General features: G+C 74.5%; 18 protein-coding genes. 9 read left to right on the top strand and 9 right to left on the bottom strand.

The genetic code is table 11. From position 1 onward, the window contains the following. Positions 1 to 28 precede the first annotated feature (28 nt). Entirely contained in the window at positions 29 to 1,459 is a 1,431-nt protein-coding gene (gene dacB, locus ACFQ46_RS05955; RefSeq protein ID WP_380258115.1) for a D-alanyl-D-alanine carboxypeptidase/D-alanyl-D-alanine-endopeptidase, read from the bottom strand. 177 nt (positions 1,460 to 1,636) lie between these two features. On the opposite strand from dacB, the gene ACFQ46_RS05950 reads away from it, so the two are divergent. Beyond that, positions 1,637 to 2,158 carry an inorganic diphosphatase gene (locus ACFQ46_RS05950; RefSeq protein ID WP_328294471.1) on the top strand — a complete coding sequence of 174 codons (522 nt, stop codon included), beginning with the start codon at positions 1,637 to 1,639 and terminating at the stop codon, positions 2,156 to 2,158. A gap of 108 nt (positions 2,159 to 2,266) precedes the next feature. On the opposite strand, the gene ACFQ46_RS05945 is transcribed toward ACFQ46_RS05950, so the two are convergent. Further along, positions 2,267 to 3,577: a C40 family peptidase gene (locus tag ACFQ46_RS05945; RefSeq protein ID WP_380258113.1), complete on the bottom strand. Its 1,311-nt coding sequence runs from the start codon at positions 3,575 to 3,577 to the stop codon at positions 2,267 to 2,269. A 198-nt stretch (positions 3,578 to 3,775) separates the two neighbouring features. Between ACFQ46_RS05945 and ACFQ46_RS05940 the strand changes: the two genes are divergently transcribed. Both ACFQ46_RS05940 and ACFQ46_RS05935 read left to right on the top strand, forming a co-directional pair. Next, positions 3,776 to 4,216, top strand: coding sequence for a MerR family transcriptional regulator (locus tag ACFQ46_RS05940; RefSeq protein WP_380258111.1), 441 nt, complete (start codon positions 3,776 to 3,778; stop codon positions 4,214 to 4,216). 91 nt (positions 4,217 to 4,307) lie between these two features. Beyond that, positions 4,308 to 4,610 carry a hypothetical protein gene (locus ACFQ46_RS05935; protein WP_380258109.1) on the top strand — a complete coding sequence of 101 codons (303 nt, stop codon included), beginning with the start codon at positions 4,308 to 4,310 and terminating at the stop codon, positions 4,608 to 4,610. On the opposite strand, the gene ACFQ46_RS05930 is transcribed toward ACFQ46_RS05935, so the two are convergent. Next, complete coding sequence (locus ACFQ46_RS05930; RefSeq protein ID WP_380258107.1) at positions 4,598 to 5,470, bottom strand: SMP-30/gluconolactonase/LRE family protein; 873 nt, start codon at positions 5,468 to 5,470, stop codon at positions 4,598 to 4,600. The genes ACFQ46_RS05935 and ACFQ46_RS05930 overlap by 13 nt on opposite strands. 92 nt (positions 5,471 to 5,562) lie before the next feature. Here ACFQ46_RS05930 and ACFQ46_RS05925 point away from each other — a divergent pair, with 92 nt between their 5' ends. Together ACFQ46_RS05925 and ACFQ46_RS05920 are read left to right on the top strand one after the other, a co-directional pair. After that, complete coding sequence (locus ACFQ46_RS05925) at positions 5,563 to 7,332, top strand: putative bifunctional diguanylate cyclase/phosphodiesterase (RefSeq protein WP_380258105.1); 1,770 nt, start codon at positions 5,563 to 5,565, stop codon at positions 7,330 to 7,332. Positions 7,333 to 7,372: 40 nt separating this feature from the next. Then, positions 7,373 to 9,562, top strand: coding sequence for an EAL domain-containing protein (locus ACFQ46_RS05920; RefSeq protein ID WP_380258103.1), 2,190 nt, complete (start codon positions 7,373 to 7,375; stop codon positions 9,560 to 9,562). 24 nt (positions 9,563 to 9,586) lie between these two features. On the opposite strand, the gene ACFQ46_RS05915 is transcribed toward ACFQ46_RS05920, so the two are convergent. From ACFQ46_RS05915 to ACFQ46_RS05900, 4 genes are all read right to left on the bottom strand, one after another. Then, entirely contained in the window at positions 9,587 to 11,569 is a 1,983-nt protein-coding gene (locus tag ACFQ46_RS05915) for an amino acid transporter (RefSeq protein ID WP_380258101.1), read from the bottom strand. Continuing rightward, positions 11,566 to 12,759, bottom strand: a complete 1,194-nt coding sequence (locus ACFQ46_RS05910; protein WP_380258099.1) for an AI-2E family transporter — start codon at positions 12,757 to 12,759, stop codon at positions 11,566 to 11,568. The genes ACFQ46_RS05915 and ACFQ46_RS05910 overlap by 4 nt, the downstream gene beginning before the upstream one ends. Before the next feature lie 65 nt (positions 12,760 to 12,824). Then, on the bottom strand, positions 12,825 to 13,523 hold the full coding sequence (locus tag ACFQ46_RS05905) for a response regulator (protein ID WP_380258096.1): 699 nt from the start codon (positions 13,521 to 13,523) through the stop codon (positions 12,825 to 12,827). Then, complete coding sequence (locus ACFQ46_RS05900) at positions 13,520 to 15,217, bottom strand: ATP-binding protein (RefSeq protein WP_380258094.1); 1,698 nt, start codon at positions 15,215 to 15,217, stop codon at positions 13,520 to 13,522. Before ACFQ46_RS05900 ends, ACFQ46_RS05905 begins: the two co-directional genes overlap by 4 nt. 38 nt (positions 15,218 to 15,255) lie before the next feature. Here ACFQ46_RS05900 and ACFQ46_RS05895 point away from each other — a divergent pair, with 38 nt between their 5' ends. Continuing rightward, positions 15,256 to 16,611 (top strand): cation:dicarboxylate symporter family transporter, encoded by a 1,356-nt coding sequence (locus ACFQ46_RS05895; protein ID WP_380258090.1) that lies wholly within the window; start codon positions 15,256 to 15,258, stop codon positions 16,609 to 16,611. A 64-nt stretch (positions 16,612 to 16,675) separates the two neighbouring features. Here the strand turns inward: ACFQ46_RS05895 and ACFQ46_RS05890 are convergent, their stop codons facing one another. Next, positions 16,676 to 17,854, bottom strand: coding sequence for a homoserine O-acetyltransferase (locus ACFQ46_RS05890; RefSeq protein ID WP_380258447.1), 1,179 nt, complete (start codon positions 17,852 to 17,854; stop codon positions 16,676 to 16,678). Positions 17,855 to 17,946: 92 nt separating this feature from the next. Further along, a complete protein-coding gene (locus tag ACFQ46_RS05885) occupies positions 17,947 to 19,281 on the bottom strand; it encodes a bifunctional o-acetylhomoserine/o-acetylserine sulfhydrylase (protein ID WP_380258088.1) in 1,335 nt (444 codons plus the stop codon). Positions 19,282 to 19,633: 352 nt separating this feature from the next. Here ACFQ46_RS05885 and ACFQ46_RS05880 point away from each other — a divergent pair, with 352 nt between their 5' ends. The 3 genes from ACFQ46_RS05880 to ACFQ46_RS05870 all read left to right on the top strand — a co-directional run bounded on the left by ACFQ46_RS05880 (position 19,634) and on the right by ACFQ46_RS05870 (position 23,863). Continuing rightward, positions 19,634 to 19,999: a hypothetical protein gene (locus ACFQ46_RS05880; RefSeq protein ID WP_380258086.1), complete on the top strand. Its 366-nt coding sequence runs from the start codon at positions 19,634 to 19,636 to the stop codon at positions 19,997 to 19,999. Positions 20,000 to 20,044: 45 nt separating this feature from the next. Further along, positions 20,045 to 21,058 (top strand): zinc-binding dehydrogenase, encoded by a 1,014-nt coding sequence (locus tag ACFQ46_RS05875; RefSeq protein WP_380258084.1) that lies wholly within the window; start codon positions 20,045 to 20,047, stop codon positions 21,056 to 21,058. A 105-nt stretch (positions 21,059 to 21,163) separates the two neighbouring features. Beyond that, a complete protein-coding gene (locus ACFQ46_RS05870) occupies positions 21,164 to 23,863 on the top strand; it encodes a putative bifunctional diguanylate cyclase/phosphodiesterase (protein WP_380258082.1) in 2,700 nt (899 codons plus the stop codon).

Raw genomic sequence — 23,863 nt, 5'->3', positions numbered from 1 at the left:
TCAGGCGTCCGTGATCAGACCTCCGCCGCTACCGGCAGCCGCAGGCGAGGAGCGCCGTGGCGAAGCGGTCCTGAGCGCGGCGCGCGGAGGCCGAGCCGCCCGGCGCCACGCTGTCGGACATCACGGCGAAGGCCAGCAGCCGGCCGTCGGTGTCGCGGACGTACCCGGCGAGGCTGCTGACCCCGGTGAGCGTGCCGGTCTTGGCCCGGACGACCCCGGCGGCCGCGGCCGAGTCGGGGTCGTCGTAGCGGTCGAGCAACGTCCCGCTCACGCCCGCGACGGGCAGACCCGCTGCGACGGAACCGAGTTCGGGGTGCTTCCCGGCGGCGACGAGGACCAGCACGTCGGTCACGACCCGGGCCGGGACGCGGGTGTCGCGGCCCAGGCCGCTGCCGCCCTGCAACGCGGTGCCGCTGACGTCGAGGCCCAGCGCGGCGATCTGGTCGACGACGGCGAGGGACGCGTCGTCGAAGGTCCCCTGCCGGTCCGTGGCCAGGGCGACGCGACGGGCGAGGACCTCGGCGAGGGTGTTGTCGCTGGTCGTGAGCATGAACTCCACCTGCTCGGCCGTGGTGGCCGAGCGCACGCTCGCGATCGTCGTCGCGCCGGGCACCGCGGAGGCGCGCACGACACCGCCGCCCGGGTCGAGGACCTGGACGCCGTGCGCGGCGAGGGCGGCGGCGAAGGTGCGGGCCGCGGCGAGCGCGGGGTCGGGGTCGCGGGGGGCCGTCTCCCCCGCGGCGAGGCGGCCCTCGTCGACGGCGAGCGGGGCGATGGGGGCGACGAACCCGGCGGCGACGTCGCCGCTGCCCCACCCGGGTGACGTCGTGGGACCGGAGAAGGCGGAGTCGTCGAGGCGGACGGCGACGGCGGTGCGGCCCGCGGCGAGCAGCTTCGTCGCGGTGGCGGCGGCGAGGTCGTCGAGGCCGGCGTGCCCGTCGACGGCGTCGGGGTTCCCCGCGCCGGCGCCGAGCAGGACGTCGCCACCGGCGAGCAGGACGACCTCGTCGGGGGTCGCCCCGTCGACGACGGTGGTGGCCGCCCGGGAGGTGGGTCCGAGGGCGCGCAGGGCGGCGACGGCGGTGAGGACCTTCGTCACCGAGGCGGGGGTGCGGGGCACGTCGACGCCGTCGGAGAGCAGGTCGTCGCCGGTGAGGGCGTCCCGGACGCTGGCGGAGACGTCGGCCCCGAGGGCGGGGTCGCCGAGGAACGGGGCGAGGTCACCACCGAGGACGGCGGGGTCCGGGCGGGGGGCGTCGGGGTCCAGCGCGGGCAGGACGGCCTGCGGGTCCTGGGCCGGACGGGTGGCGGCCGGCGCGGTCGGCAGGGCCGGCGCGGTGGGGGCGGGCGTCGTGGTCAGCGGACCGGGGACGACCCCGCCGGCGTCGAGCCCGGCGTAGCCACCGGCCAGCACGAGCACCGTGGCGGCCGTCACGGCGGCGGTGGCGGCCTTGCGCACGCGTCCGGTACTCCCGTTCCTCGTCCTGGGTGGCGCAGCGGTCGTCACCGGGGTGCCACCCCGAGTTCGTCCGCGAGCGCCGGTCTGCGCGACACTAGCGCGCACCCCCGGCGGAGCAGACCCTCCGGTCGGGCGAAGAACCAGACGGGGTCCCCGGGCCCCGACGAGAGGAGCCACGTGAGCACCCCAGTCGAGTTCGACGCGACCATCGAGATCCCCAAGGGTCAGCGCAACAAGTACGAGGTCGACCACGAGACCGGGCGCATCCGCCTGGACCGCATGTTGTTCACCTCGACGCGCTACCCGCACGACTACGGGTTCATCGAGGGCACGCTGGGCGAGGACGGGGACCCGCTGGACGTCCTCGTCATCCTCGAGGAGCCGACGTTCCCCGGCTGCCTCATCTCCTCGCGCGCGATCGGCATGTTCCACATGCGCGACGAGGCCGGCGGCGACGACAAGATCCTCGCCGTCCCCGCGGGCGACCCGCGCTGGGAGAAGATCCAGGACCTGGAGGACATCTCCGAGTTCGACCGCCTGGAGATCCAGCACTTCTTCGAGACCTACAAGGACCTCGAGCCCGGCAAGAGCGTCGAGGGCGCGAACTGGGCCGGTCGCGCGGAGGCCGAGAAGGAGATCGCGGCGTCCTACGAGCGCGCCAAGGGCACGTCCTACGAGGCCGGTGCCGCGAAGCACTGAGGCTTCGGCCCGGTTCCGCTGAGGGATCGTTGCCTCCCCGATGTCGTCCTACGACCTCGGGGAGGCAACGATCCCTCTCGCGTTCGCGGCCCGGGGGGGACGCGGAGGTCAGGCGGGACGGGTGCCGTAGGGCATGAGCCCGGAGCGGTAGATCGAGGAGGTCCGCACGTTGGCGCCGGTGTGCGGGGCCTCGACCATCGTCCCGGGCGCGATGACCATGCCGACGTGGTGGATCGTGCCGGGGTTGGCGGTGTTGGTGGCGTAGAAGACGAGGTCGCCGGCTTGCAGGTCGGAGAGGTCGACCTTGGCCTCGCCGCTGTACTGGATGCGCGAGGAGTGCGGCAGCCCGACCCCGGCGGCCTGCCAGGCGCGCATCGTCAGGCCGGAGCAGTCGAAGGAGTCGGGGCCGTCGCCGGCCCACAGGTAGGGCTTGCCGAGCTGCGCGAGCGCCCAGTCGACGGCGGTGTTCGCGCCCGCCGTGGGTCCGGCGGCGCGGCGCACCGAGGCGCTGCCCGCGGACCCGCCCGTGGACCCGCGCGCGGACGACGAGCTGCGCACGGACGGGGCGGAGGCGGCCCGGGCCTCGGCCCGCGCGGCAGCCTCGGCCTGCGCGACGACCGCCGCCAGCGCGGCGCCGGCGGCCTGCGCGGTGGCGGCCGCCGCGGCCTGGCGTTCGGTCTCGAGGCCGGCCTGGCGCTGCTGCTCGAGCGCGACGGTGGTCTGCTGCAGCTGCGCGAGCTGGGCGACGAGGGCGTCGGTCTTGGCCTGGGTGCCCGCGACCACCGCGTCAGCGGCGTCGGCGGCCTTCTGCGCGGTCTTCTGGGCCTTGGCGGTGGCGTCGGTGGCGTCCTGCTGGGCCTGCTTGGCGTCGGCGGCCTGGGCGGCGGTGCTCTCGGCGAGGGTCTTCGCGGCGGCGGCCTCGGCCTGGACGTCGGCTCGGCTGCCGGCGAGGTGGTCGAGGGTGGCCTTGCCGTCGACGTAGTCGGTGATGGAGCCGGAGGCGAGGACGGACGTGAACGAGGAGTAGTCCCCGGAGGACCCGCGGTAGGTCTGGGAGGCGAGCTGGCCGACGGCGATCCGGGCCTCCTCGTAGGCCTGCGCGGCGTCGGCGGCGGCCTGGGCGGCGGCGGTGGCCTCGCTCGTGCGCTGCTCGAGCAGCGCGCGGGCCTCGTCGTAGTCCTCGGTCGCGACGGACAGCGAGGTCTGCGCGGCGTCGAGCTGGTCCTGCTGGCTGTTCAGCTGCGCCTGCAACGAGTCGACCTGCGCGGCCGTGGCGGCGGCGGCGGCCTTCGCGGCGTCGACGTCGCCCTGGCTGGGGTAGACCGGGTCGGCCAGGGCCGGGCCGCCCACCGCGATCAGCGGGACCGCAGCGGTCAGGGCCAGCAGCAGGGTGCGGCGGGCTGTGCGACCCTCAGTCACGATCGTCACCCAGCGTAGTCAGTCGCGTCACAGTGTGCAGGTTAACCACCAAACGTCCCGTGCGGAACACCCCGGGCCCCGCGCGTCGGTACCTGCCTCCGGGGGAACCACCCCGCAGACGGGCCGAACGGGAGCGACCTGGCCGTTACGATCGACTGTCGTCCCGGCGACGCCCGTCCGTCGATCAAGGAGATCTCGATGCCCGAACTCATGCAGATCGGCGAGGTCGTCGAACGGGTCGGCTACAGCTTCCGCACCATCCGCTACTACGACGAGATGGGTCTGGTCACCCCGACCCAGCGCACCCCCGGCGGGTTCCGGCTCTACACCGAGATGGACGTCTACCGCCTCCTCGTCCTCAAGCGGATGAAGCCGCTGGACTTCTCCCTCGACGAGATGCGCGAACTGCTGCAGGTCCTCGACGCCCTCGACGGCCGGCTCCCCTCCGAGACCCCGCGCGACACGCTGTTCGAGCGGCTCGACACCTTCCGCGCCGCCGCCGACGCCCGCGTCGAGAAGCTCCGCGAGCGGCTGATGATGGCCGAGGAGTTCGCGCAGCGACTGCGCGACGAGGCCGCGAGCCGCACCGACGGCGGCTCCCCCGCCCCCGAACCCCCCGTCCGCGAGACCACTCCCTGACCCTGAGCCGGCGCTCTGCGCCGGAGATCCCGCTGGGAGTCCCAGCGGGATCACGACTCAAGGGGCCGACGCGGAGGGCCGACGACGGGGTGTGACCCTCCGCCGCGCGCTGCCCGTCGTGGTGGCGGTCGCGCTGCTGGCGCTCGCCCTGGCCGTGCTGCTGCGCCCGCCGACGCCGAGCACCGCACCCGGCACGGTCACCCGCGCCGCCCGGACCGAGGTCTGCCTGCGCACCGCCGGGCACGACGTCTGCCTGGACCGGGAGCACGTCGACCACCTGGGCCTGTCCGGACTGCGCCCCGGGGACTGCGTCGCCGCGACCTGGACCGGCGACCTCCTCGTCGCCGAGTCCCTGGTCCGCGTCGTGCGCAGCGCCTGCGCTCAGCCCGCGTAGGGCAGCGCCGGCAGGCCCTTCACCCCGGGCACGAAGCGGAAGATGCTCCCGGCCTGGGGGTCGTCGTCGTCCGCGAGGCCCTCGCGCGACGTCGTGATGAACAGCTCGCTGTAGTCCTCACCGCCGAACGTGCAGGCCGTGACCTGCCGGGCACCGACCTCGACGACGGCGTCCAGCGTGCCGTCCGGGGCGTAGCGGCGGACCGCGGAACCCCCGAAGAGGGCCGTCCAGACCCCACCCTCGGCGTCGACGGTCAGCCCGTCGGGCCGGTTGCGACCCGACTCGTCGTTGACCTGGGCGAAGGGGCGGCGGTTGGTGAGGCCGCCGTCGCGGGTGTAGTCGAAGACGTCGGTGCGACCGGTCGGGGTGTCGTTGTAGTAGGCCAGCGTCCCGTCCGGGCTCCAGCCGAGACCGTTGGAGATCGTGACCTCCTCGACGACGATCGAGGTGGTGCCGTCGACGTCGAGGCGGAAGACCGCCCCGCGCCCGGCGCCCTTGCCGTCGGCCTGGTCGTAGGCCATGTTCCCCGCGTAGAAGCGGCCGTCGGGGTCGCAGCCGCCCTCGTTCATCCGCAGCCGGACCCGCGGGCCCCACAGCTCCGGCAGCCGCTCCAACGAGCCGTCGGGCGCCTCGAGGACGATCCCGCGCTCCACGGCGACGACGGCTCCCCCGCCGACCCGCGGCCGGGTGATCGCCACCACGTCGCCGTAGTGCTTCCGGCTGGTCGCCCCGGACGCGTCGAGGGTGACGATGTCGCCCTCGTTGAGGTCGACGAACCGCAGCCCTCCCCACGTCGGCGACCAGCACGGGCCTTCGCCGTGTCCCACGAGCCTGTCGGTGATCCGCTCCGCTGCTGCCACGGCAGCGACCCTAGGGCCCCTCGGGCTGCGCCGCACGGGTGGACACCCCTCTAGATGATCTCCGTGCGCGCCGACGACACACCGTGCCCGCGATGACCGCCCCGCTCCTGGCCACCCCCCGGGTGATGGCCAGGACCGCCGGCGCGTTCTTCGTCGCGGGCGGGGTGGCGGCGATGGTGGTCATCCTCACCGCGGACTTCGGGCGGGCCCCGGACCGGGCGGTGCTCATCGTCCTCGCCGCCACGGCCCTGCTCGGCGGAGCCGCGCTGCTGCGGTGGGGCCGGCACCTGCCCCGGAACGCCTTCCACGCGGTGCTCCTGGTGGGGACGGTGCTCATCTCCCTCGCGGTGCCGCTGTGCCCGACCACGGCCACGGCCCTCGCGATCACGACGGTGTACGCCTTCGTCGCCATCGACGTCATGTTCTTCTTCGGCTGGCTGCCCGGCGCCGCGCACCTGGTCGCGATCTTCGGGGCGGGAGGGTGGGCCCTGCACGAGCGCGAGGGGGTCACCCTCGGCGTCGAGCTCGCGCTGGTCGTGGTCTGCTCGGTCATCACCGCCGTCGTGGGGATCCTCGTGCGGGTCGCCGCGCGCGCCAACCACGACAGCCTCACCGGTCTGCTCAACCGCCGCGGGTTCGACCAGGCCCTCGACGAGGCGGTCGCCGCCGCGCGCAGCGGCGGGGCACTGGCCGCCGCGCTGCTGGACGTGGACCACTTCAAGACCGTCAACGACGGCGAGGGGCACGGGGCCGGCGACCGCCTCCTGCAGGAGCTGGCCACCGAGCTGCGGACCACCCTGCCCGCCGGGACGGTCATCGCCCGCTACGGCGGCGACGAGTTCGCCGTCCTGCTCCCCGGGCGGTCCGGGCGCCAGGCGCTGACCGCCGTCGAGGAGCTGCGGGCGGGCGCCCGCACCGCCGGCTTCTCCGCCGGGGTGGGGCAGCTGTTCCCCGGCGAGTCGGGGGCCGACCTGGTGCGCCGGGCCGACGCCGCGCTCTACGCCGCCAAGGCCGGCGGGCGCGGGCGCACCCGCCTCGACGACGTCGACAGCGTGGAGCTGGCCCGCGACCTCGCGCTGGCCCTCGACGCCGGGGACGTGCGGGCCTGGTTCCAGCCGATCGTGATCCCCGCCACCGGCGAGGTCGTCGGGGTGGAGGCGCTGGCCCGCTGGACGCACCCGGTGCGCGGGCAGGTCCCCCCCGCCGAGTTCGTCCCCGTCGCCGAGACCACCGGGCTGATCGTCGAGCTGGGCGCGGCGATCCTGACCGACGCCTGCCGGGGCGCCCGCGACCTGCGGGAGGCGTGGCAGCGCGACCTGCTGCTCACCGTCAACGTCTCCGGCCGCGAGCTCACCCGCACCGGGTTCGCCGCGCACGTGCACGAGGTCCTGCGCAGCACCGGCTGGCCGGCGGACCTGCTCGTCGTGGAGGTCACCGAGAGCCTCCTCGACGGCTCCACCGGTTCCGCGCTGCGGGCGCTGGAGGAGCTGCGCTCGTTCGGCGTGTCGGTGGCCATCGACGACTTCGGCACCGGCTACTCCTCCTTCAGCCGCCTGGACACCCTCCCGGCCGACTACCTGAAGCTCGACGCCGGGTTCATCGCCGAGATCACCACCTCCCCGCGCCGGGCGGGGGTCCTGCAGGCCCTGCTGTCGCTGTCGAGCGCCCTGGGCCTGGAGGTGATCGCCGAGGGGGTGGAGACCGCGGAGCAGGCGGACCTGCTCACCCGGCTCGGGTGCCCGCTGGCCCAGGGCTGGCTGTTCAGCCGCGCCGTGCCGCCCGCCGCGCTGGCCGCGACCCGGCCCGCGGAACCCGTCGACGACCGGCTCGCCGCGCGCGGCCCGGCCCTCTCCCCGCGCTGACCCGCCTCAAGGGCGCGGGACCCGGCGCCGATGGGGGACGGTGGACCACCCCTCCCCCGCGGTAGCGCCCCCCGGAGCGGAGACGTCCCCACCCCCCTCGGTCAGCGACTTCACCACCGCCGCGGCGGCGACCCTGCAGCACCTGCACCGCAGCGTCGGGATGGACACCTGGGCGCTGGCCCGCCGCGACGGGGAGGACTACGTGGTCCTCTCCGCCCTCGACGCGGGGCAGGTGGGCCTGCGGGCGGGTGACGTGATGGCGTGGGACGACACCTTCTGCGCCGCCTCGGTCGCGGGCGGGGCCCCGGGGTTCTCCACGCGCGTGGAGCAGGAGCCGGGATGGGCGCACGCCCTGACGGCGACGGGGTTCCCCTGGCGCTCCTACGTCTCGGTGCCGCTGCTCGCCCCGGACGGGACCCTGCTGGGCACGCTGTGCGGCGGGGCGCTCGACGCCGTGGACCCCGCGACCGCGCTGCGGTTGCCCGAGATCGAGCTCGCCGCGGACCTGCTGGCCACGGTGCTCAGCTACGAGCTGCGCCTGGTGCGGGAGTCGCACCGGGCGGAGCGGGCCGAGGCGGTGGCCGAGCGCGACGCGCTCACCGGCGTCGGCAACCGCCGCGCGTGGGACACCGCCCTCGCCGCGGAGGAGACCCGGGCCCAGCGACTCGGCTCGACCGCCTCGGTGCTGGTCCTCGACCTCGACGGGCTGAAGGCGCTCAACGACACCCGGGGCCACGACGCCGGCGACGAGGTGATCCGGTGCGCCGCGCGCGTGGTCGACGACCACCTGCGCCCGGAGGACCTGGTGGTGCGCCTGGGCGGGGACGAGTTCGCCGCACTGCTGCCCGACGCGGACCGCGCGCGGGCCGCCGCGGTGGCCGAGCGCCTGCGCGCCGAGCTGGGATCAGCCGGGGTGCGTGTCTCGATCGGCGCCGCCACCCGCCGGGCCGCGACCGGCCTCGGCGTCGCCTGGCACGAGGCGGACGCCGCCATGTACGCCGACAAGGCCGCCCGGCGCGTGGCCCCCGAGCGCGGGGACCCCGGGGCGACCGGCACCGGGCCGGCCCCGCGTCGAGCCCTGGACGGGGACGTGGAGCTGGGCCGCCGCATCGAGCGGCTGCTGGAGACCGCCCGCCGCCAGCTCGGTGTGGAGACCGCCGTGCTGGCCGAGTTCCACGGCGACACCTGGACGCTGCGCCACGTGGCCACCGCCGCCGGCGCCCCGGACCCGCGGGGGTTCAGCACCCACCGCGGGGGCACGTACTGCCAGCGCGTGCTGGACGGCCACCTCGAACCCGTCGTCGTCGACGCTGCCGCGCACCCGGTGACGTCGGGGCTGCCCATCACCGCGGCCCTCGACATCGGGGCCTACGTCGGGGTCCCCGTGCACTTCGAGGACGGCACCCTCTACGGCACCCTCTGCGCGCTGTCGAGCACGCCGCAGCCGGACCTGCGGACCCGGGACGCGGGCGTGCTGGAGATCGTCGCGGAAGCCCTGGGCGAGCTGGTCACCCGCGGGCGACGACGGGGGGAGGAGCACCGCTCGGTCCTCACCCGCCTCGACGAGCTGGACCGGTCCGGGGGACCGCGCCCGGTCTACCAGCCCGTCGTGGAGCTCGCGGGTCTGCAGGGGGTGGGCGTGGAGGCCCTGAGCCGCTTCCCCGCCGGGACGCCGGACAGCTGGTTCGCCGACGCCCGCCGGGTGGGAGCCGGCGAACGGCTGGAGCTGGCCGCCCTCCTGGCGGCGCTGGCGCAGCGCCCCCGCGGTGCGGGCTTCCTGTCGCTCAACGTCAGCCCCGCCCTGTGCCTCTCACCGGCCCTGGCCCGGGCGCTGGCCGGCCACGATCCCGCCGGTCTCGTGCTGGAGATCACCGAGCACGAGGCCGTGGACGACTACCCGGCCCTGCTGCGTCACCTGTCCCCGCTGCGCGCGGCGGGGCTGCGCATCGCCGTGGACGACGCGGGCGCCGGGTTCGCCAGCATGCGCCACGTCCTGGCCCTGGGTCCGGAGTTCATCAAGCTGGACCTCAGCCTCATCCGCGACGTCCACCTCGACGCCACCCGGCGCGCGCTGGCGGCCTCGCTGACCACGTTCGCCCGGCACGCGGGCGCCCACGTCGTGGCCGAGGGCATCGAGACCGCGGAGGAGCTGGAGTGCCTGCGCGGGCTCGGGGTCTCGCACGGGCAGGGGTTCCACCTCGGCCGCCCCGTTCCTGCCGGGGGCGTCTGAGCCGGCCCTCCCGGTCGTCCGGGCTCAGCCCCCGACGTGGATGCCGGGACGCCGCTCCGGGTCCGGTTCCAGGGTGCGCAGGATCTCGCGGACGACGGGGGCGGTGTCGCCGCGGCCGAGGATCAGGTAGCGCATGAGGTGGCCCAGGGGGTTGCCCTCGGACCACTCGAAGTGGGCGTGGGGGCGGACCCCGGTGGCGTCGCGCAGCGCGAGCAGGATCGCGGCGACGGCGTTGGGCGCAGCCGGGGCCTGCGTCCGCAGGACCCGGTAGGGGCCGACGAACACCCCGCGCACGAGGAGGACCTCGGAGAACGCCGAGGGGTCCACGACCTCCACCTCGAGGAACTCCACGTCGGCGCCGCCGGGCACGGGGTCCATCGCCCGCACCCGCGCCTCCTTGGCCGCGTACTCGGCCTCGTCGCCCACCCCCGGGCGGTTGGCGATGAGGTGCAGGGCCCCGTCGAAGGTCAGCGAGTCGGTGACGATGCGGCGCGCGGCGTCGTCGAACTCGATGCGGTCGGCCCGCAGCTCGGTGGTGCGCGAGACCCGCGAGACCAGGGAGACGACGACGATGCCGGCGATGAACAACCCCGAGATGGCGATGCCGTCGGGCTTCTCCCGGACGTTCTCCACCAGCGCGTAGAGCAGGACCGCGGTCAGCGCGGCGAAGCCCGCGGTGGCCCGGCGCCGGTGCGCGCGGCGCGCGGAGACGGTGACCGCCACGGCCCCCGAGACCATCATCACCAGGATCCCGGTGGCGTAGGCCCCGGCCTGGGCGTCGACGTCGGCGCGGAAGGCGAGAGTGATGAGGACGCTGATGGCGGTGTAGACGAGGACGACCGGGCGCACCGCGCGCCCCCACTCCGGCGCCATGCCGTAGGCCGGCAGGTAGCGGGGCACGATGTTGATCAGCCCGGCCATGGCCGAGGCGCCCGCGAACCAGAGGATGAGGACGCTGGAGACGTCGTAGACGGTGCCGAAGCCGCCGCCGAGGCGCTCGTGGGCCAGGTAGGCCATCGCCCGGCCGCTGGCCGCCCCGCCGGCGCGGAACTCCGGCGCGGGGATGAGCACGGTGGTCACGAAGCTGGTCGCCAGCAGGTAGACGCTCATGATCAGCGCGGCCGCGGTCAGCAGCTTGCGGGTGTTGCGCACGCGCGAGGCCAGCACCTCCTCGGGCGTGGCCCCCTTCGCGGCGATCAGCGGCATCATCGAGACCCCGGTCTCGAAGCCCGAGAGCCCCAGCACCAGCAGCGGGAAGGCGAGCACGGCCGGGCCCAGCACCCCGCCCACGCCCCCGCCGCCCGCGGTGAGCCGGTCGCTCCACCCCGTCAGGGCGGCCGGGTCGCGCACGACGTCGAGGAGGCCGACGACGACGACCGCGGCGTTGAGCAGCAGGAACACCGCCACCAGCGGGATGGCGACGACGACGGCCTCGCTGAAGCCCAGCAGGAACACCCCGCCCAGGACGAGCAGCAGGACCACGGTGACGAGCACGGCGTGCCCGTGCAGCGCGGCGGGCGCGTAGGGGTTCTCCAGCAGGTGCACCGAGGCGTCGGCGCTGGACAGGGTGATCGTGATGATCCAGGAGGTGGCGACGAACCCGAGGAGGACGAGGACGAAGACCTTGCCCCGCCAGAACGGCAGGAGGTCCTCCAGCATCGCGACCGAGCCCTGCCCGTGGGGGCTCTCCGCCGCGACCCGGCGGTACATCGGCAGCATCCCCAGCAGGGTCAGCGCGACGATGAGCAGGGTGGCCAGCGGGGAGAGCGCCCCGGCGGCCAGGGCCGCGATCCCGGGCAGGTAGGACAGGGTGGAGAAGTAGTCCACCCCGGTGAGGCACATGACCTTCCACCACGCCTGCGGGTGGACCTGCTCGGCCGCGGCGACCGGGCCGGGCGGCTGCACGCGGTCCGCCAGCAGCCAGCGCTTGAGGCCGGTGGGGGGCGCCTGGCCCGGGGTGGGGCAGTCCACCTGCGCCGGGACGGCGTAGTCCGGGGTCGCGCTCACGCCTGGTGCGCGCCTTCGCCCGGCAGCCGGATCTCCCGGGTCGCGGTGCCGACGGACTCGCGGTCCTCACCCACCGTCACCTCGTCCTTGGGGCGGCCCGTGCGGTGGTCCCACACGTCGCGGACGACGACCTGGGCGATGCTCGCCACCGGGATCGCCAGCAGCGCGCCGAGGATCCCGGCCAGCTCGACGGAGAGCAGGATGGCCACGATGACCGTCAGCGGGTTCAGCTTCACGGTGCGGGAGAAGATCAGCGGCTGCAGCAGGTGGTTCTCCAGCTGCTGGTAGACGAGGAAGAACACCAGCACCGCGACGCCGGCGGGCACCGAGTGCACGAGCCCGGCGACGACGGCCACGACGGCGCCGATGGTGGCCCCGACCAGCGGGATGAGGTCGGCGATCGCGACGAAGAGAGCGATCAGCCCGGCGAAGGGGACACCGGCGACCTTCAGCACGACGTAGGTGAGGACGCCGCAGATGGCGCTGATGAGGAGGTTCCCCGACAGGTACCCCGTGACCGACTTCGCGCAGTCCGCACCCACGGTGCGCAGCCGGTGGGCGGTGGGGGGGTGGAAGAGGTTGACGAAACCGTCGACGACCTTGGGGCCCTCGAGGACCATGAGGAAGGCGAGGACGAAGATCGAGGCCGCTCCGGCGGCCCCGGTCGCGACCCCGCGCAGCGCCCCGGCGGCCGGGGTGGTCAGGCCGGTGGCGAAGGCCTTGATGCGGTCCTGGTTGTCCTGGACGTAGGTCAGGGCGTGGGTGCGCTCCAGCAGGTTCCCGACGGGCCCGCGCCCGGCGCGGGCGTCGTCGACGAGCTGGGGCAGCTGCCCGGCGAACTTGGTGCCCTCCTGGGCGAGGGGGACGACGAAGAGGGTCCCGATCGCGGCGAGCAGCAGGACGATGACGACGAAGACGAGCAGCGTGGCCAGGGGGCGGCGCCTGCCGCCCAGCAGACGGCGCTCCACCCACCCGACGACGGGGTAGAGGGCCACGGCGAAGAACGCGGCCACGACGATCCAGGTCAGGACCTGCAGGGTCTGCAGCACGACGTACAGCAGCAGCGCCGTCGCCAGCAGGAGACCGATGGCGGTCAGGATGGTGCGGACGGTCCCCGGGGAGGGGGCCCGCTCGTCGGAGACGCCGCCGAGGTCGCTCGCCCGGGGGGTGGTTCTCGTGCTGTCGCTCACGAACCACGATGCTGCGCCCGGGGAACCCCCCGTGCACGCCGGAACCCCGGCGGACCCGGAACCCGTCAGAGGGCGGCGGTGGGCAGGTAGGCGAGTTCGGGGCGACCGGAACCGCCGTAGCGGGGTTCGCGCCGCACCCGGCCCGCACCGGACAGGTGCTCCAGGTAGCGTCGCGCGCTGACCCGCGACAACCCCGTCACCGCGGCCACCTCGGCCGCTGACAACCCTTGCGCCGCAGGTGCTTCCCGCAGCGCCGCCACGACGGCCAGCAACGTCGGCGCGGCGATCCCGCGGGCGGGGCCGGCGGCGGTGCGCAACTGCGAGAGCGCCTCGTCGATGGCCTGCTGGTCGATGCCGTGCTCCCCCGAGGCCGCGACGACGTCGGCCCGGAACCGCGCGTAGGTGAGGAGCCGTTCCTCCAGCGCGGCGGCCGAGAAGGGTTTCAGCAGGTACTGCACGACCCCCATCGACAACGACGCCCGCACGGTCGCGGGTTCGCGGACGGCCGTCACGGCGATGACGTCGGCGGGGACGGCGGCGGCCCGCAACGCGCGCAGCACCTGCAGCCCGTCGACGTCCGGCAACGTCATGTCCAGCAGCACCAGGTCGATCGGGGTGTCCGCCCCGGCGGCGCCGACGGCCGCGAGCGCCTCCCGCCCGGAGTGCACGGCAGCGACGACGACGAACCCCGGGATCGCCGAGACCTTCTCGGCGTGCCCGGCGGCGAGCACCGGGTCGTCCTCGACGACGAGGACCCGGATCACGTCGCCACCCCGCACGGCATCCCGCACGCCATCCCGCACGCCATCCCGCACGCCATCCCGCACGCCATCCCGCACGGCAGTCGCACCACGATCGTCCCGCCGCCGTCGTCGAGGGTCACGGGTTCCTCGACGGCGATCGTCCCGCCGTGGCGGCGCACGACCTGCCCGACGAGGGCCAGCCCGAGCCCGTGGGCGCCCTCGGGGGCCAGGCGGTTCTCCTTGCGCGACCAGCCGCGGCGCATCGCCCGTTCCAGCCAGCCGGGGGGCAGGCCCTCCCCCGAGTCCGTCACCCGGACCTCGACGGCTCCCCCGCCCCCGGTGATCCGGACCCGCACCCAGCGGGGCCCCGCCGCGTCCAGCGCGGCCTCGACGGCGTTGTCGACGAGGTTCCCGACGACGGTGACCAGGTCGCGCGCGGGCAGCAGGCCGTCGGCGAGCGCCGTGTCGGGTTCGACCTCGAGTTCCACGCCGCGTTCGGCGGCCTGGGCGGACTTGCCGATGAGCAGCGCGGCGACGGCCGGGTCGGCGACGTCGGCGACCACGAGGTCGGTGAGCTGCTGGGCGGCGGCGAGCTCGGAGGTGGCGAAGGCGACGGCCCGTTCGGGCTGGCCCTGCTCGACGAGGGTGACGACGACGTGCAGCCGGTTCGCGGCCTCGTGGGCCTGGGAGCGCAGCGCGTCGGCGAGGCCGCGGACGGCGTCGAGGTCGCGGGTGAGGGCCTGCAGCTCGGTGTGGTCGCGCAGGGTCACGACGGTGCCGACGCGGCGGCCCTCCCAGCGGGCGTCGAGCCGGTTGACCACGAGGACACGGTCGTCGCTGACCTGCAGGTCGTCCACGACGTCCTCGTCGGCGTCGAGGAGGCGCTGCACGGCGGGCGGGATCTCCAGCTCCCCGTCGGGGGCGGTGGGCAGCAGCCGGCGGGCCTCGTCGTTGACGACCTGGACCCGCCCGGCGGGGTCGAGGACGACGAGGCCTTCGCGCAGCGAGTGCAGGACGGCGTCGTTGACCTCCCAGAGGCGGGTCAGGTCGGTGGGTTCGAGACCGTGGGTGCGGCGGCGGACCCAGCGCGAGAGCGCCCAGCTGCCCGCGAACGAGAGCCCGAGGGCGAGGGCGAGGGCGAGCAGCAGGACGGGCAGCCGGTCGAGCAGGTCCGCGGTGACCGAGCGGGTCGTCACCCCGACGGCGACCGCACCGACGACGGCCCCGTCCTGGGCCCGGACGGGCAGCACGGCGCGCACCGAGGGGCCGAGGGTGCCGGTGTAGGTCTCGACGACCTCCCCGCCGGCCAGGGCGGGGGCGCTGTGGCCGAGGAACGGTCTGCCGATCTGGCCGGGGTCGGGGTGGGTCCAGCGGATCGCGTCGCGGTCCACGACGGTGATGAAGTCGACGCCGGTGGCCGTCCGGACGGCCTCGACGTGACGCTGGATCCCGGCGCGGTCCGCGGTGGCGGGGTCCTCGAGCCCGGCCCGCACGTCGGGCGACTGCGCGACGGCGGCGGCGACGTCGGTGACCTCGGTGGTGGCGTCGCGGCGGGTGTCGCTGCGCAGCTGCCAGCCCAGGGCGGCCGTCGCGCCGAGGACGACGACGAGCACGACGAGCAGCTGCAGGACGAGGACGCGCGAGGCGAGGGTCCAGTGCCCCGACCGGTGAACGAAACGACCGGAAGCGGGACGTGACGGGGTAGCTGTGACCACGATCACCTCCAGCATCCGGACGTCACCGAGAGGGTCCCATGAGCACTGGCGCTCAGAACCAGACGGTCAAGCGTGACCGCACGCACTTCCTCTACATCGCGGTGATCGTCGCCGTCGCCCTCGGCATCGCCGTCGGTCTGATCTTCCCCGACGTCGGCAAGGAGCTGAAGCCGCTCGGGACGGGGTTCGTCGCCCTGGTCCGGATGATGATCGCGCCGATCATCTTCTGCACCATCGTGCTGGGCGTGGGCTCCGTGGCCAAGGCGGCCTCGGTGGGCCGGGTCGGCGGGACCGCGCTGCTGTACTTCCTGGTGATGAGCGGGTTCGCGCTGGTCATCGGCCTCGTCGTGGGGAACCTGCTGCCGGTGACCGACCTGCAGCTCACCGACGACCTGCGGAGCCAGGGGGGCCAGCTCGCCAAGGCGGCCGAGGAGAACGGCGGCACGGTCGCCTTCCTGCTCGGCATCATCCCGACCTCGCTGTTCTCGGCGCTGACCGACGGTTCCGTCCTCGAGGCGCTGTTCGTCGCCCTGCTCGTGGGTTTCGCGATCCAGGGTCTCGGTGAGCGCGGGCAGGTCGCCCTCCGGGCGGTCGAGACGATCCAGAAGGTCGTCTTCAAGGTCCTCGCGATGATCATGTGGGTCGCGCCGATCGGGGCGTTCGGCGCGATCGCGGCCGTCGTCGGGGAGACCGGCGTGGACGCGTTGAAGGCGCTCGCGACGGTGATGGTCGGCTTCTACGTCACCTGCGCGCTGTTCGTGTTCATCGTCCTGGGCCTGATGCTGCGGATCGTCGCGAAGATGTCGATCTTCAAGCTGCTGCGCTACGTCGCCCGGGAACTCCTGCTCATCGTCTCGACCTCGAGTTCCGAGACGGCGCTCCCCCGGCTCATCGCGAAGATGGAGCACCTCGGGGTCTCGAAGCCGACCGTCGGCATCACCGTCCCCACGGGGTACTCCTTCAACCTGGACGGCACCGCGATCTACCTGACGATGGCCTCGCTGTTCATCGCCAACTCCCTCGGCCAGCCGATGTCGGTGGGCGAGCAGGTCTCGCTGCTGGTGTTCATGGTCATCGCCTCCAAGGGCGCCGCCGGGGTCTCCGGCGCCGGCCTGGCGACGCTGGCCGGTGGCCTCGCCTCGCACAAACCCGCTCTGCTGGACGGGGTCGGGCTCATCGTCGGGATCGACCGGTTCATGTCCGAGGCCCGCGCGGTGACGAACTTCATCGGGAACTCGGTGGGCACCGTCGTCATCGGCACCTGGACCCACCAGATCGACCACGCCCGCGCGACGCGGGTCCTGGCCGGGGAGATCCCCTTCGACGAACGCTCGATGGACCCGACCCGCAACGCCACCGACGTCCGCGACGGGGCGCACGTCCCCACCGCCTGACCCGCCCCTCCGCCGCGGAAGGGGCCGACCGTGATCCCGCTGGGACCACTAGCGGGATCACGGGTCAGCGGGCGCCGAGGGCCAGCGTCTCGAGGACGAGCGGCGCGATCTGGTCGGACTCGAGCAGGAACCCGTCGTGGCCGGAGACCGACGTCACCACCCGCAGCCCACCGACGGCGGCGGGGGCCGCGGCGACGATCCGGCGCGAGTCCTCGACGGGGTAGAGCCGGTCGGAGTCGACGGCCACGACGACCAGCGGCACGGTGACGGCGGCGAGCGCCTGCTCGGTCCCGCCGCGGTGCAGGCCGACGTCCCAGGTGTTCATGGCGTCGGTGAGGGCGACGTAGGAGCCGGCGTCGAAGCGGCGCACGAGCTTCTCGGCGTGGTGGTCGAGGTAGCTCTGCACGGCGTAGCGGCCGGGTTCGCGGGGCGCGAGCGGGTCCTCGCCGAACTGCGCGGAGCGGCCGAAGCGGCTGTCGAGCTCGGCGGCGCTGCGGTAGGTCAGGTGGGCGAGGCGGCGGGCGAGGCCGAGGCCGACGTGCGGACCGTGCCCGTCCGGGGCGCCGTGGTAGTCGCCGCCGCGCCAGCCCGGGTCGCCGAGGATCGCCGCGAGCTGGGCGCTCTGGGCGCCGATCTGGTCGGCCCCGGAGGCGGCCGTGGTCGCGAGGACGAGGGCGGATCCCACGCGGTCCGGTTGTGCCGCAGCCCATTCCAGCGAACGCATGCCCCCCATGGAGCCGCCCAGGACGGCGACGAAGCGGGAGATGCCGAGGACGTCGGCCAGGCGGGCCTCGGCCGCGACCTGGTCGGCGACGGTGATCCGCGGGAAGGCCGAACCCCACGCCCGGTCGGTGCCGGGGCGGGCGGAGGCGGGGCCGGTCGAGCCCTGGCAGCCACCGACGACGTTGGCGGCGACGACGAAGTACCGCTCGGTGTCGAGGGCCTTGCCTGGCCCGACGAGCGTCGACCACCAGCCGGCGGTCGGGTGGCCGGGCCCGGCCTCACCGGTGACGTGGGCGTCACCGGTGAGGGCGTGCTCGACGAGGACGGCGTTGGAGGCGTCGTCGTTCAGCGTCCCCCACGTTTCGTAGGCGAGCCGGACCTGCGGCAGGACACCGCCGAGCTGCAGCGGCAGGTCCCCGACGTCGGCGAAGCGCCGGTGGCCGGCGAAGTCGCCCTCGCGCCACGCCCCCGAGGCCGGGGGCCCCTTCGACGACAGCGCCCGCGACGCCTGCTCCGGCACCTCTTGGACGAGTTCGTGCGTACCCACCACGTCGACGACCACCACTCCCGCTCGACCCCCTGCTCGGTCCCAGTGTCCCTGACGCGCGGGCGTCAGGCGGTCCGGGACGTGGTGGCGGCCGCGGCGGAGAACCCGACGCGGAGGTCCGCGAGGATGTCGTCGATCTTCTCGATCCCGACCGCGAGGCGGACCAGGCCGGGGGTGACCCCCGCGGCGAGCTGGGCCTCGGGGGTGAGCTGGGAGTGGGTGGTGGAGGCGGGGTGGATGACGAGGGAGCGCACGTCGCCGATGTTGGCGACGTGGCTGTGCAGGACGAGGGCGTCGACGAACGCCTTCCCGGCGGGGAGGCCGCCGGCGATCTCGAAGGCGAGCACGGCCCCGGACCCCTTGGGCGCGTACTTGAGCTGCTGGGCGTGCCAGGGCGAGGACGCCAGCGCGGCGTAGTTCACCGAGAGGACGTCGTCGCGGGCCTCGAGGAACCGCGCCACCGCGAGGGCGTTCTCGACGTGGCGCTCGACCCGCAGCGACAGCGTCTCCAGCCCCTGGGCGATGAGGAAGGCGTTGAACGGCGCGACGGCCGGGCCGAGGTCGCGCAGCAGCTGCACCCGCAGCTTGGTGAGGTAGGCGGCCTTCCCGACGGCGTCGGTGAAGACGACCCCGTGGTAGCTGGGGTCGGGGGTGGTGAGGCCGTGGAAGCGGCCGGAGGCGGCCCAGTCGAAGTTCCCGGAGTCCACGACGGCGCCCGCGACGGACGTCCCGTGCCCGCCGAGGTACTTCGTCGCGGAGTGGACCACGATGTCGACGCCGTGCTCGAAGGGCCGGATCAGGTAGGGCGTGGCGATGGTGTTGTCCACGATCAGCGGGACCCCGTGCTCGTGCGCGACCCCCGCGACGACCTCGAGGTCGAGGACGTCACCGGCGGGGTTGGAGATGGTCTCGCCGTAGAACAGCTTGGTCTCCGGGCGCACGGCCGCGGCCCACGAGGCCGCGTCGTCGGGGTCCTCGACGAAGCTCACCGTGATGCCCATCTTGGGCAGCGTGTGGTGGAAGAGGTTCTGCGTGCCGCCGTAGAGGCGGGGGCTGGCGACGACGTGGTCGCCGGCGGAGGCGATGTTGAGGATCGCGAGGGTCTCCGCGGCCTGCCCGGAGGCGACGAGCAGCGCGCCGATCCCGCCCTCGAGGGCGGCGATGCGCTGCTCGACGGTGTCCTGGGTCGGGTTCATGATCCGCGTGTAGATGTTGCCGGCCTCGGTGAGCCCGAACAGCGCGGCGGCGTGGTCGGTGTCGCGGAAGGCGTAGCTGGTCGTCTGGTAGATCGGCAGCGCGCGGGCCCCGGTGGTGGGGTCGGGGCTCTGCCCGGCGTGGACCTGGAGGGTCTCGAAGCTCCAGGTCGACGGGTCGACGGCGGGAACGTTGTCGCTGGTCACAGGGGTCCTTCGGTTCGGTCGGATGGGGTGCGGGCGCTCTCAGGAGCGCCGACACCACCCGTCGAACACGTACGGACGTCGGCCCGGCCAGAAGGGGTCGAGGACGACCAGGCGCGGGAGCACGCTCCGATGGTGCCGCCGGGACGAACCCCGAGGCAACCTCGGGAACCCGTCATCACCTCCACGGCGGTGGTTCCGGTCATCGAGATCAACTGAGAGTGTTGTCACGAACACGCGGCGGAATCGTGAAGAGTCTGGCAGGCTGACCCAGCAACGCTCTGCGATTGCACGATCACGGTCTGCTCCTTCTTGGGATCACCTTCAGCACCTACTACTCAACCGTGGAGCGTCGATGGACGACCAGCGCACCCCCACCGGGGACAGCGTGGCCCAGGTGGCCGACGACTCGATCCAGGTCATCCGCTGGGACGCCCCGCCCTGGGCGTCGCGCGGGCTCGAGGTCGAGGGTGGCTGGCTGCACAGCTACCAGGCCCAGACGGTCCCCCTCGAGGGTGACGAGGGCGCCGAACGCCCCTGCCCCGTGCGCCTGGAGTCCACCGACCTCGCCTACGCCGAGAACGGCCAGACCGTCCTGCGCCGCTTCGGCCCGCGCGTCTTCATCGGCGACATCGCGCAGCTCTCGCTGCCGGAGGCGCAGAGCCTCGTGGCCGCGCTGACCGACGTCATCCGCCGCGCCGAGGGCCACCCCTCGCTCTGATCGCGCGGTCGCCGGAGCGCAGCGCCGACCCGGTAACTTGCCCCCATGACGCAGCGCACCGGCCGGGCGGTCCGGATCACCGAACCCGGGACCCTCGAACTCCTCGACGACGTGACCGTCCCGGACCCCGGCCCGGGTGAGGCCCTCGTCCAGGTCGCCTACTGCGGCATCTGCGGCTCCGACCGCGAGGTCTTCGCCGGAACCCGGCCCGCGGAGTTCGTGCGCTACCCCGTCGTCCCCGGTCACGAGTGGTCCGGCACCGTCGTGGCCGTCGGCGAGGGCGTCCCCGACGGGATCGTCGGGCGCGGGGTCGTGGGTCAGGGCATCCGCACCGCCGAGGGCACCCCGGCCTCCGTCGCCGGCGACACCGACGGCTGGCCGCAGGACTACGAGGAGACCGGGTTCACCCTCTCCGGTGGGTGGGCCACGTGGCTCACGCTGCCCGCGCGCTACCTGCACCTGCTGAACGAGGGCGCCGACCTGCGCGCCGCCGCCGGCATCGAACCCGCCGCCTGCGTGGCCGAGGCCGTCCTGCTCGCCGACGTCACCGTCGGCTCGAAGGTGGCCGTCGTCGGCGCCGGCACCCTGGGGCTGCTCTGCGTGCAGCTGCTCAAGGGGGCGGGCTGCGAGGTCACCGTCGTGCACCACAACGACGAGCGCCGCGAGCTCGCCGCGACCTGCGGGGCCGCGCACTACACCGGTGACGCCACCACGCTGGACGCCACCTTCGACGCCGTCATCGAGGCCGCCGGCGTCCCCGGCATCGCGCGCACGGCCGTCCGCCTGGCCCGCCGCGGCGGTCGCGTCGTCCTGACGGGCATCCCCGCCACCGACGCCGACGACCTGTCCGCGCTGGAACTGGTGTCGCGCAACGTCCACGTCCTGACCGTCTTCGGGGCCCCGACCCGGGCCTGGGCCTACGCCGTCCGGGCGTTCTCCACCGGCGTCCTGGACCCGACGCCGCTGATCACCCACGAGTTCGACATCGCCGACGCCCAGGCGGCCCTCGACGTCCTCGCGGCGCGCACCGGAGCCCTGAAGGTCCTCCTCAAGCCCTGACCTTCTAGAACCCGGATCCGTTGCGGTTCTAGGCAGGACAAGGCATCCGGGTGGTTCCGGCCGCCGATCCTCAGGTCGGTCGGCGGCCGGGTCGAGACGCCGGACGTGACCCCTCCGAGCCCGCGGCCGACGCCCCGCACGCCGCAGGGCGCCCAGGGCACCCGGGGCACCCGCCGGCGCCGGTCGCTGCACGCGATGCTGCTCACCCTGGTCCTCGTGCCCGTCGTCGGCCTCAGCACCGTCGGCGGCGTCGCCATCGACGACCGGCTCACCCGCGCCCAGGACGCCGAGACCGCGCTCTCGCAGGTCCGGGCGGCCATCGCCCTCGACGCGGTCCGCAGCGCCGTGGCCCAGGAGGTCCTCCCCGTCCTGGGGGAGGCGGCCCTGTCCCAGCCCCGCGCCCTCGCCACCTTCGGGATCACCCCGAACCAGGCCGCGCGGCTCGAACACCGCAGCGGTCCGGCCCTGGACCGGACGGCGAGCACGACCGCCACCGACACCGCCGTCGCCGCCGCCCTCGCCCTGCCCACCACCGAGGCGCAGGCCCGCGCGACCGCGTTGGCCCTCCGCGCCGCCCGCACCACGACCGCGTCCGACGTCGACACCGGGTTCCCGCTCTACGAGACCCTCGTCTCGACCCTCGACGACGAGGTCGACCAGCACCTGCACGACGCCCGCGCCCTCGGGCTCGAGGGCGACGTCGCCACGGCCCTGCTGACGCTGCAGCGGGTGTCCCGCGCCGCGGCGCTCGCCGGCGACGAGATCTCGCTCTACCTCGCCACCACCGCCCGGACCGGCACGGTGGAGCGCACCGACTTCGTCCGCGTCTGGGGCGCCTACCAGCAGGCCGCGGCGGACGTGCGCGAGACCGGCGACGACCCCGCCCTCGTGCGGGCCTGGGACACGGCGACCGGTTCCGACGCGGCCCGCGCGGTCGACGCCCTCCTCACGACCCTCGCCGTCACGGGGACCTCCCCCACGATGACCGACGTGATGACCCTCGTGAGCGCGTCCGCCACCCGCAGCGCGGACCTGCAGGCGGTCCTCACCCGGGTCGTGGACGTCGTCGTCACCGAGGCGCAGGAGCAGTCCACCGACGCCACCCGTCAGTACCACCAGCTGCTCCTGCTCTGCGGGTCGGTCACCGCGGTGACGCTGGCCGGGACGCTGCTCGTCCGCCGCGCCATCGCGGGCCCGCTGCGTCACCTCGCCGAGCAGTCCCGGGCGGTCGCCGCCGGTGAGCTCGTCGACGTCGTGGAGGCCGGCCCCGCGGAGGTCCGCGTCGTCGCCCAGGGCCTGGCCGCGGCCGTCGACAGCCTGCGCCGGGTCCGCGCCCAGGCCGCCGCGATCGCCGCCGGGGACCTCGACTGCGAGGTCGTGCGCACCCCCGTCCCCGGTCCGCTGGGGGAGTTCGTGCACGCCTCGGTGACCCAGGTCCTCGCCGCCTTCCACGAGCGCGAGCAGCTGGAGGCCGACCTCGCCCACCGGGCCGCGCACGACGCCCTCACCGAACTGCCCAACCGCGCCCAGACCCTCGTCCTCACCGAACGCGCCCTGTACCGCGCGGCGCGCTCGCACGGTCGCGTCGGGCTGCTCTTCGTCGACCTCGACCACTTCAAGGCCGTCAACGACAGCTTCGGTCACGCCGCCGGCGACGAACTGCTGCGCACCGTGGCGCAGCGGATGCACGAGACCGTCCGCGGCGGCGACGTCGTGTGCCGCCTCGGGGGCGACGAGTTCGTCGTCCTCGTCGAGGGGGTCGAGGACGAGAAGGGCCTCGTCGACCTCGGCGAACGCCTCATCCGGGCCATCAGCGCCCCCGTCGCGCTGAAGGGCCTGCCGCAGGCCCAGCACGTCCGGGTCGGGGCCAGCATCGGGGTCGCCGTCGGCGTGGCGGGTGCGCTGGACGCCACCCTCCTGCTGCGCGACGCCGACGCCGCCGCCTACCGGGCCAAGAACGCGGGCCGCGGGGTCGTCGAGGTCTTCGACGACGAGCTGCGGATCGAGATCTCGGCCCGCGCGGAACTCGAGAAGGCGTTGCGGAACGGTCTCGAGACCGGCGAACTCGTCCTCCACTACCAGCCGGTCCTGGACCTCGCCACGGGCCGGACCAAGAGCGTCGAGGCCCTCGTCCGCTGGCAGCGCCCCGGGCACGGCCTCGTCCCGCCCGACGCGTTCATCCCCGTCGCCGAGGCGTCCTCGCTCGTCTGCGACCTCGGTCGCTGGGCGCTGGCCGAGGCCACCCGGCAGCTGGTGCGCTGGGACGCCGAGGGCGGGCACCGCGCCGGGCTCGACGTCGCGGTCAACATCTCCGGGCGCCACCTGGCCCAGGCGCACCTGCTCGACGACGTCGCGGACGCCCTGAGCAGCAGCGGGATCCACCCGAACCGGTTGACGATCGAGATCACCGAGACCGTCCTCGTCGACGAACCGCAGGCGCTGGAGCACCTCCGCTCGCTGCGCGAGATCGGCGTCCGGGTCGCCATCGACGACTTCGGCACCGGCTACACCTCGATCGGTCAGCTCTCCCGGCTGCCCGTGGACGTGCTGAAGATCGACCGCAGCTTCGTGTCCTCCCCCGAGGCCGGCCACGGCGACCTGGTGCGGCTGCTGATCAGCGCCGCCCACAGCTTCTCCCTCGGCGTGGTGGCCGAGGGCGTGGAGGAGGACGACCAGCTCAGCGCCCTGCTCGCCGCCAGCTGCGACGCCGCGCAGGGCTTCCTGTTCGCGCGTCCGGTGCCGCCCTCGGAACTGCCCGACGCCGAGTGCGCGGTGCGGTCCCCCTCGGGCACGACCCGGGGGTGA

It is taken from the genome of Kineococcus sp. GCM10028916, assembly GCF_042674865.1.
In the GTDB taxonomy this organism is placed as follows: domain Bacteria; phylum Actinomycetota; class Actinomycetes; order Actinomycetales; family Kineococcaceae; genus Kineococcus.
The sequence above is the reverse complement of the archived record's forward strand: the minus strand, read 5'-3'. Positions and strand labels throughout refer to the sequence as shown.

Bases quoted from the DNA above. Each gene is read 5' to 3' on its own strand.
- ACFQ46_RS05880 (WP_380258086.1), top strand. From the start codon at position 19,634: ATGGACGACCAGCGCACCCCCACCGGGGACAGCGTGGCCCAGGTGGCC.
- ACFQ46_RS05925 (WP_380258105.1), top strand. From the start codon at position 5,563: ATGACCGCCCCGCTCCTGGCCACCCCCCGGGTGATGGCCAGGACCGCC.
- ACFQ46_RS05940 (WP_380258111.1), top strand. From the start codon at position 3,776: ATGCCCGAACTCATGCAGATCGGCGAGGTCGTCGAACGGGTCGGCTAC.
- ACFQ46_RS05895 (WP_380258090.1), top strand. From the start codon at position 15,256: ATGAGCACTGGCGCTCAGAACCAGACGGTCAAGCGTGACCGCACGCAC.
- ACFQ46_RS05875 (WP_380258084.1), top strand. From the start codon at position 20,045: ATGACGCAGCGCACCGGCCGGGCGGTCCGGATCACCGAACCCGGGACC.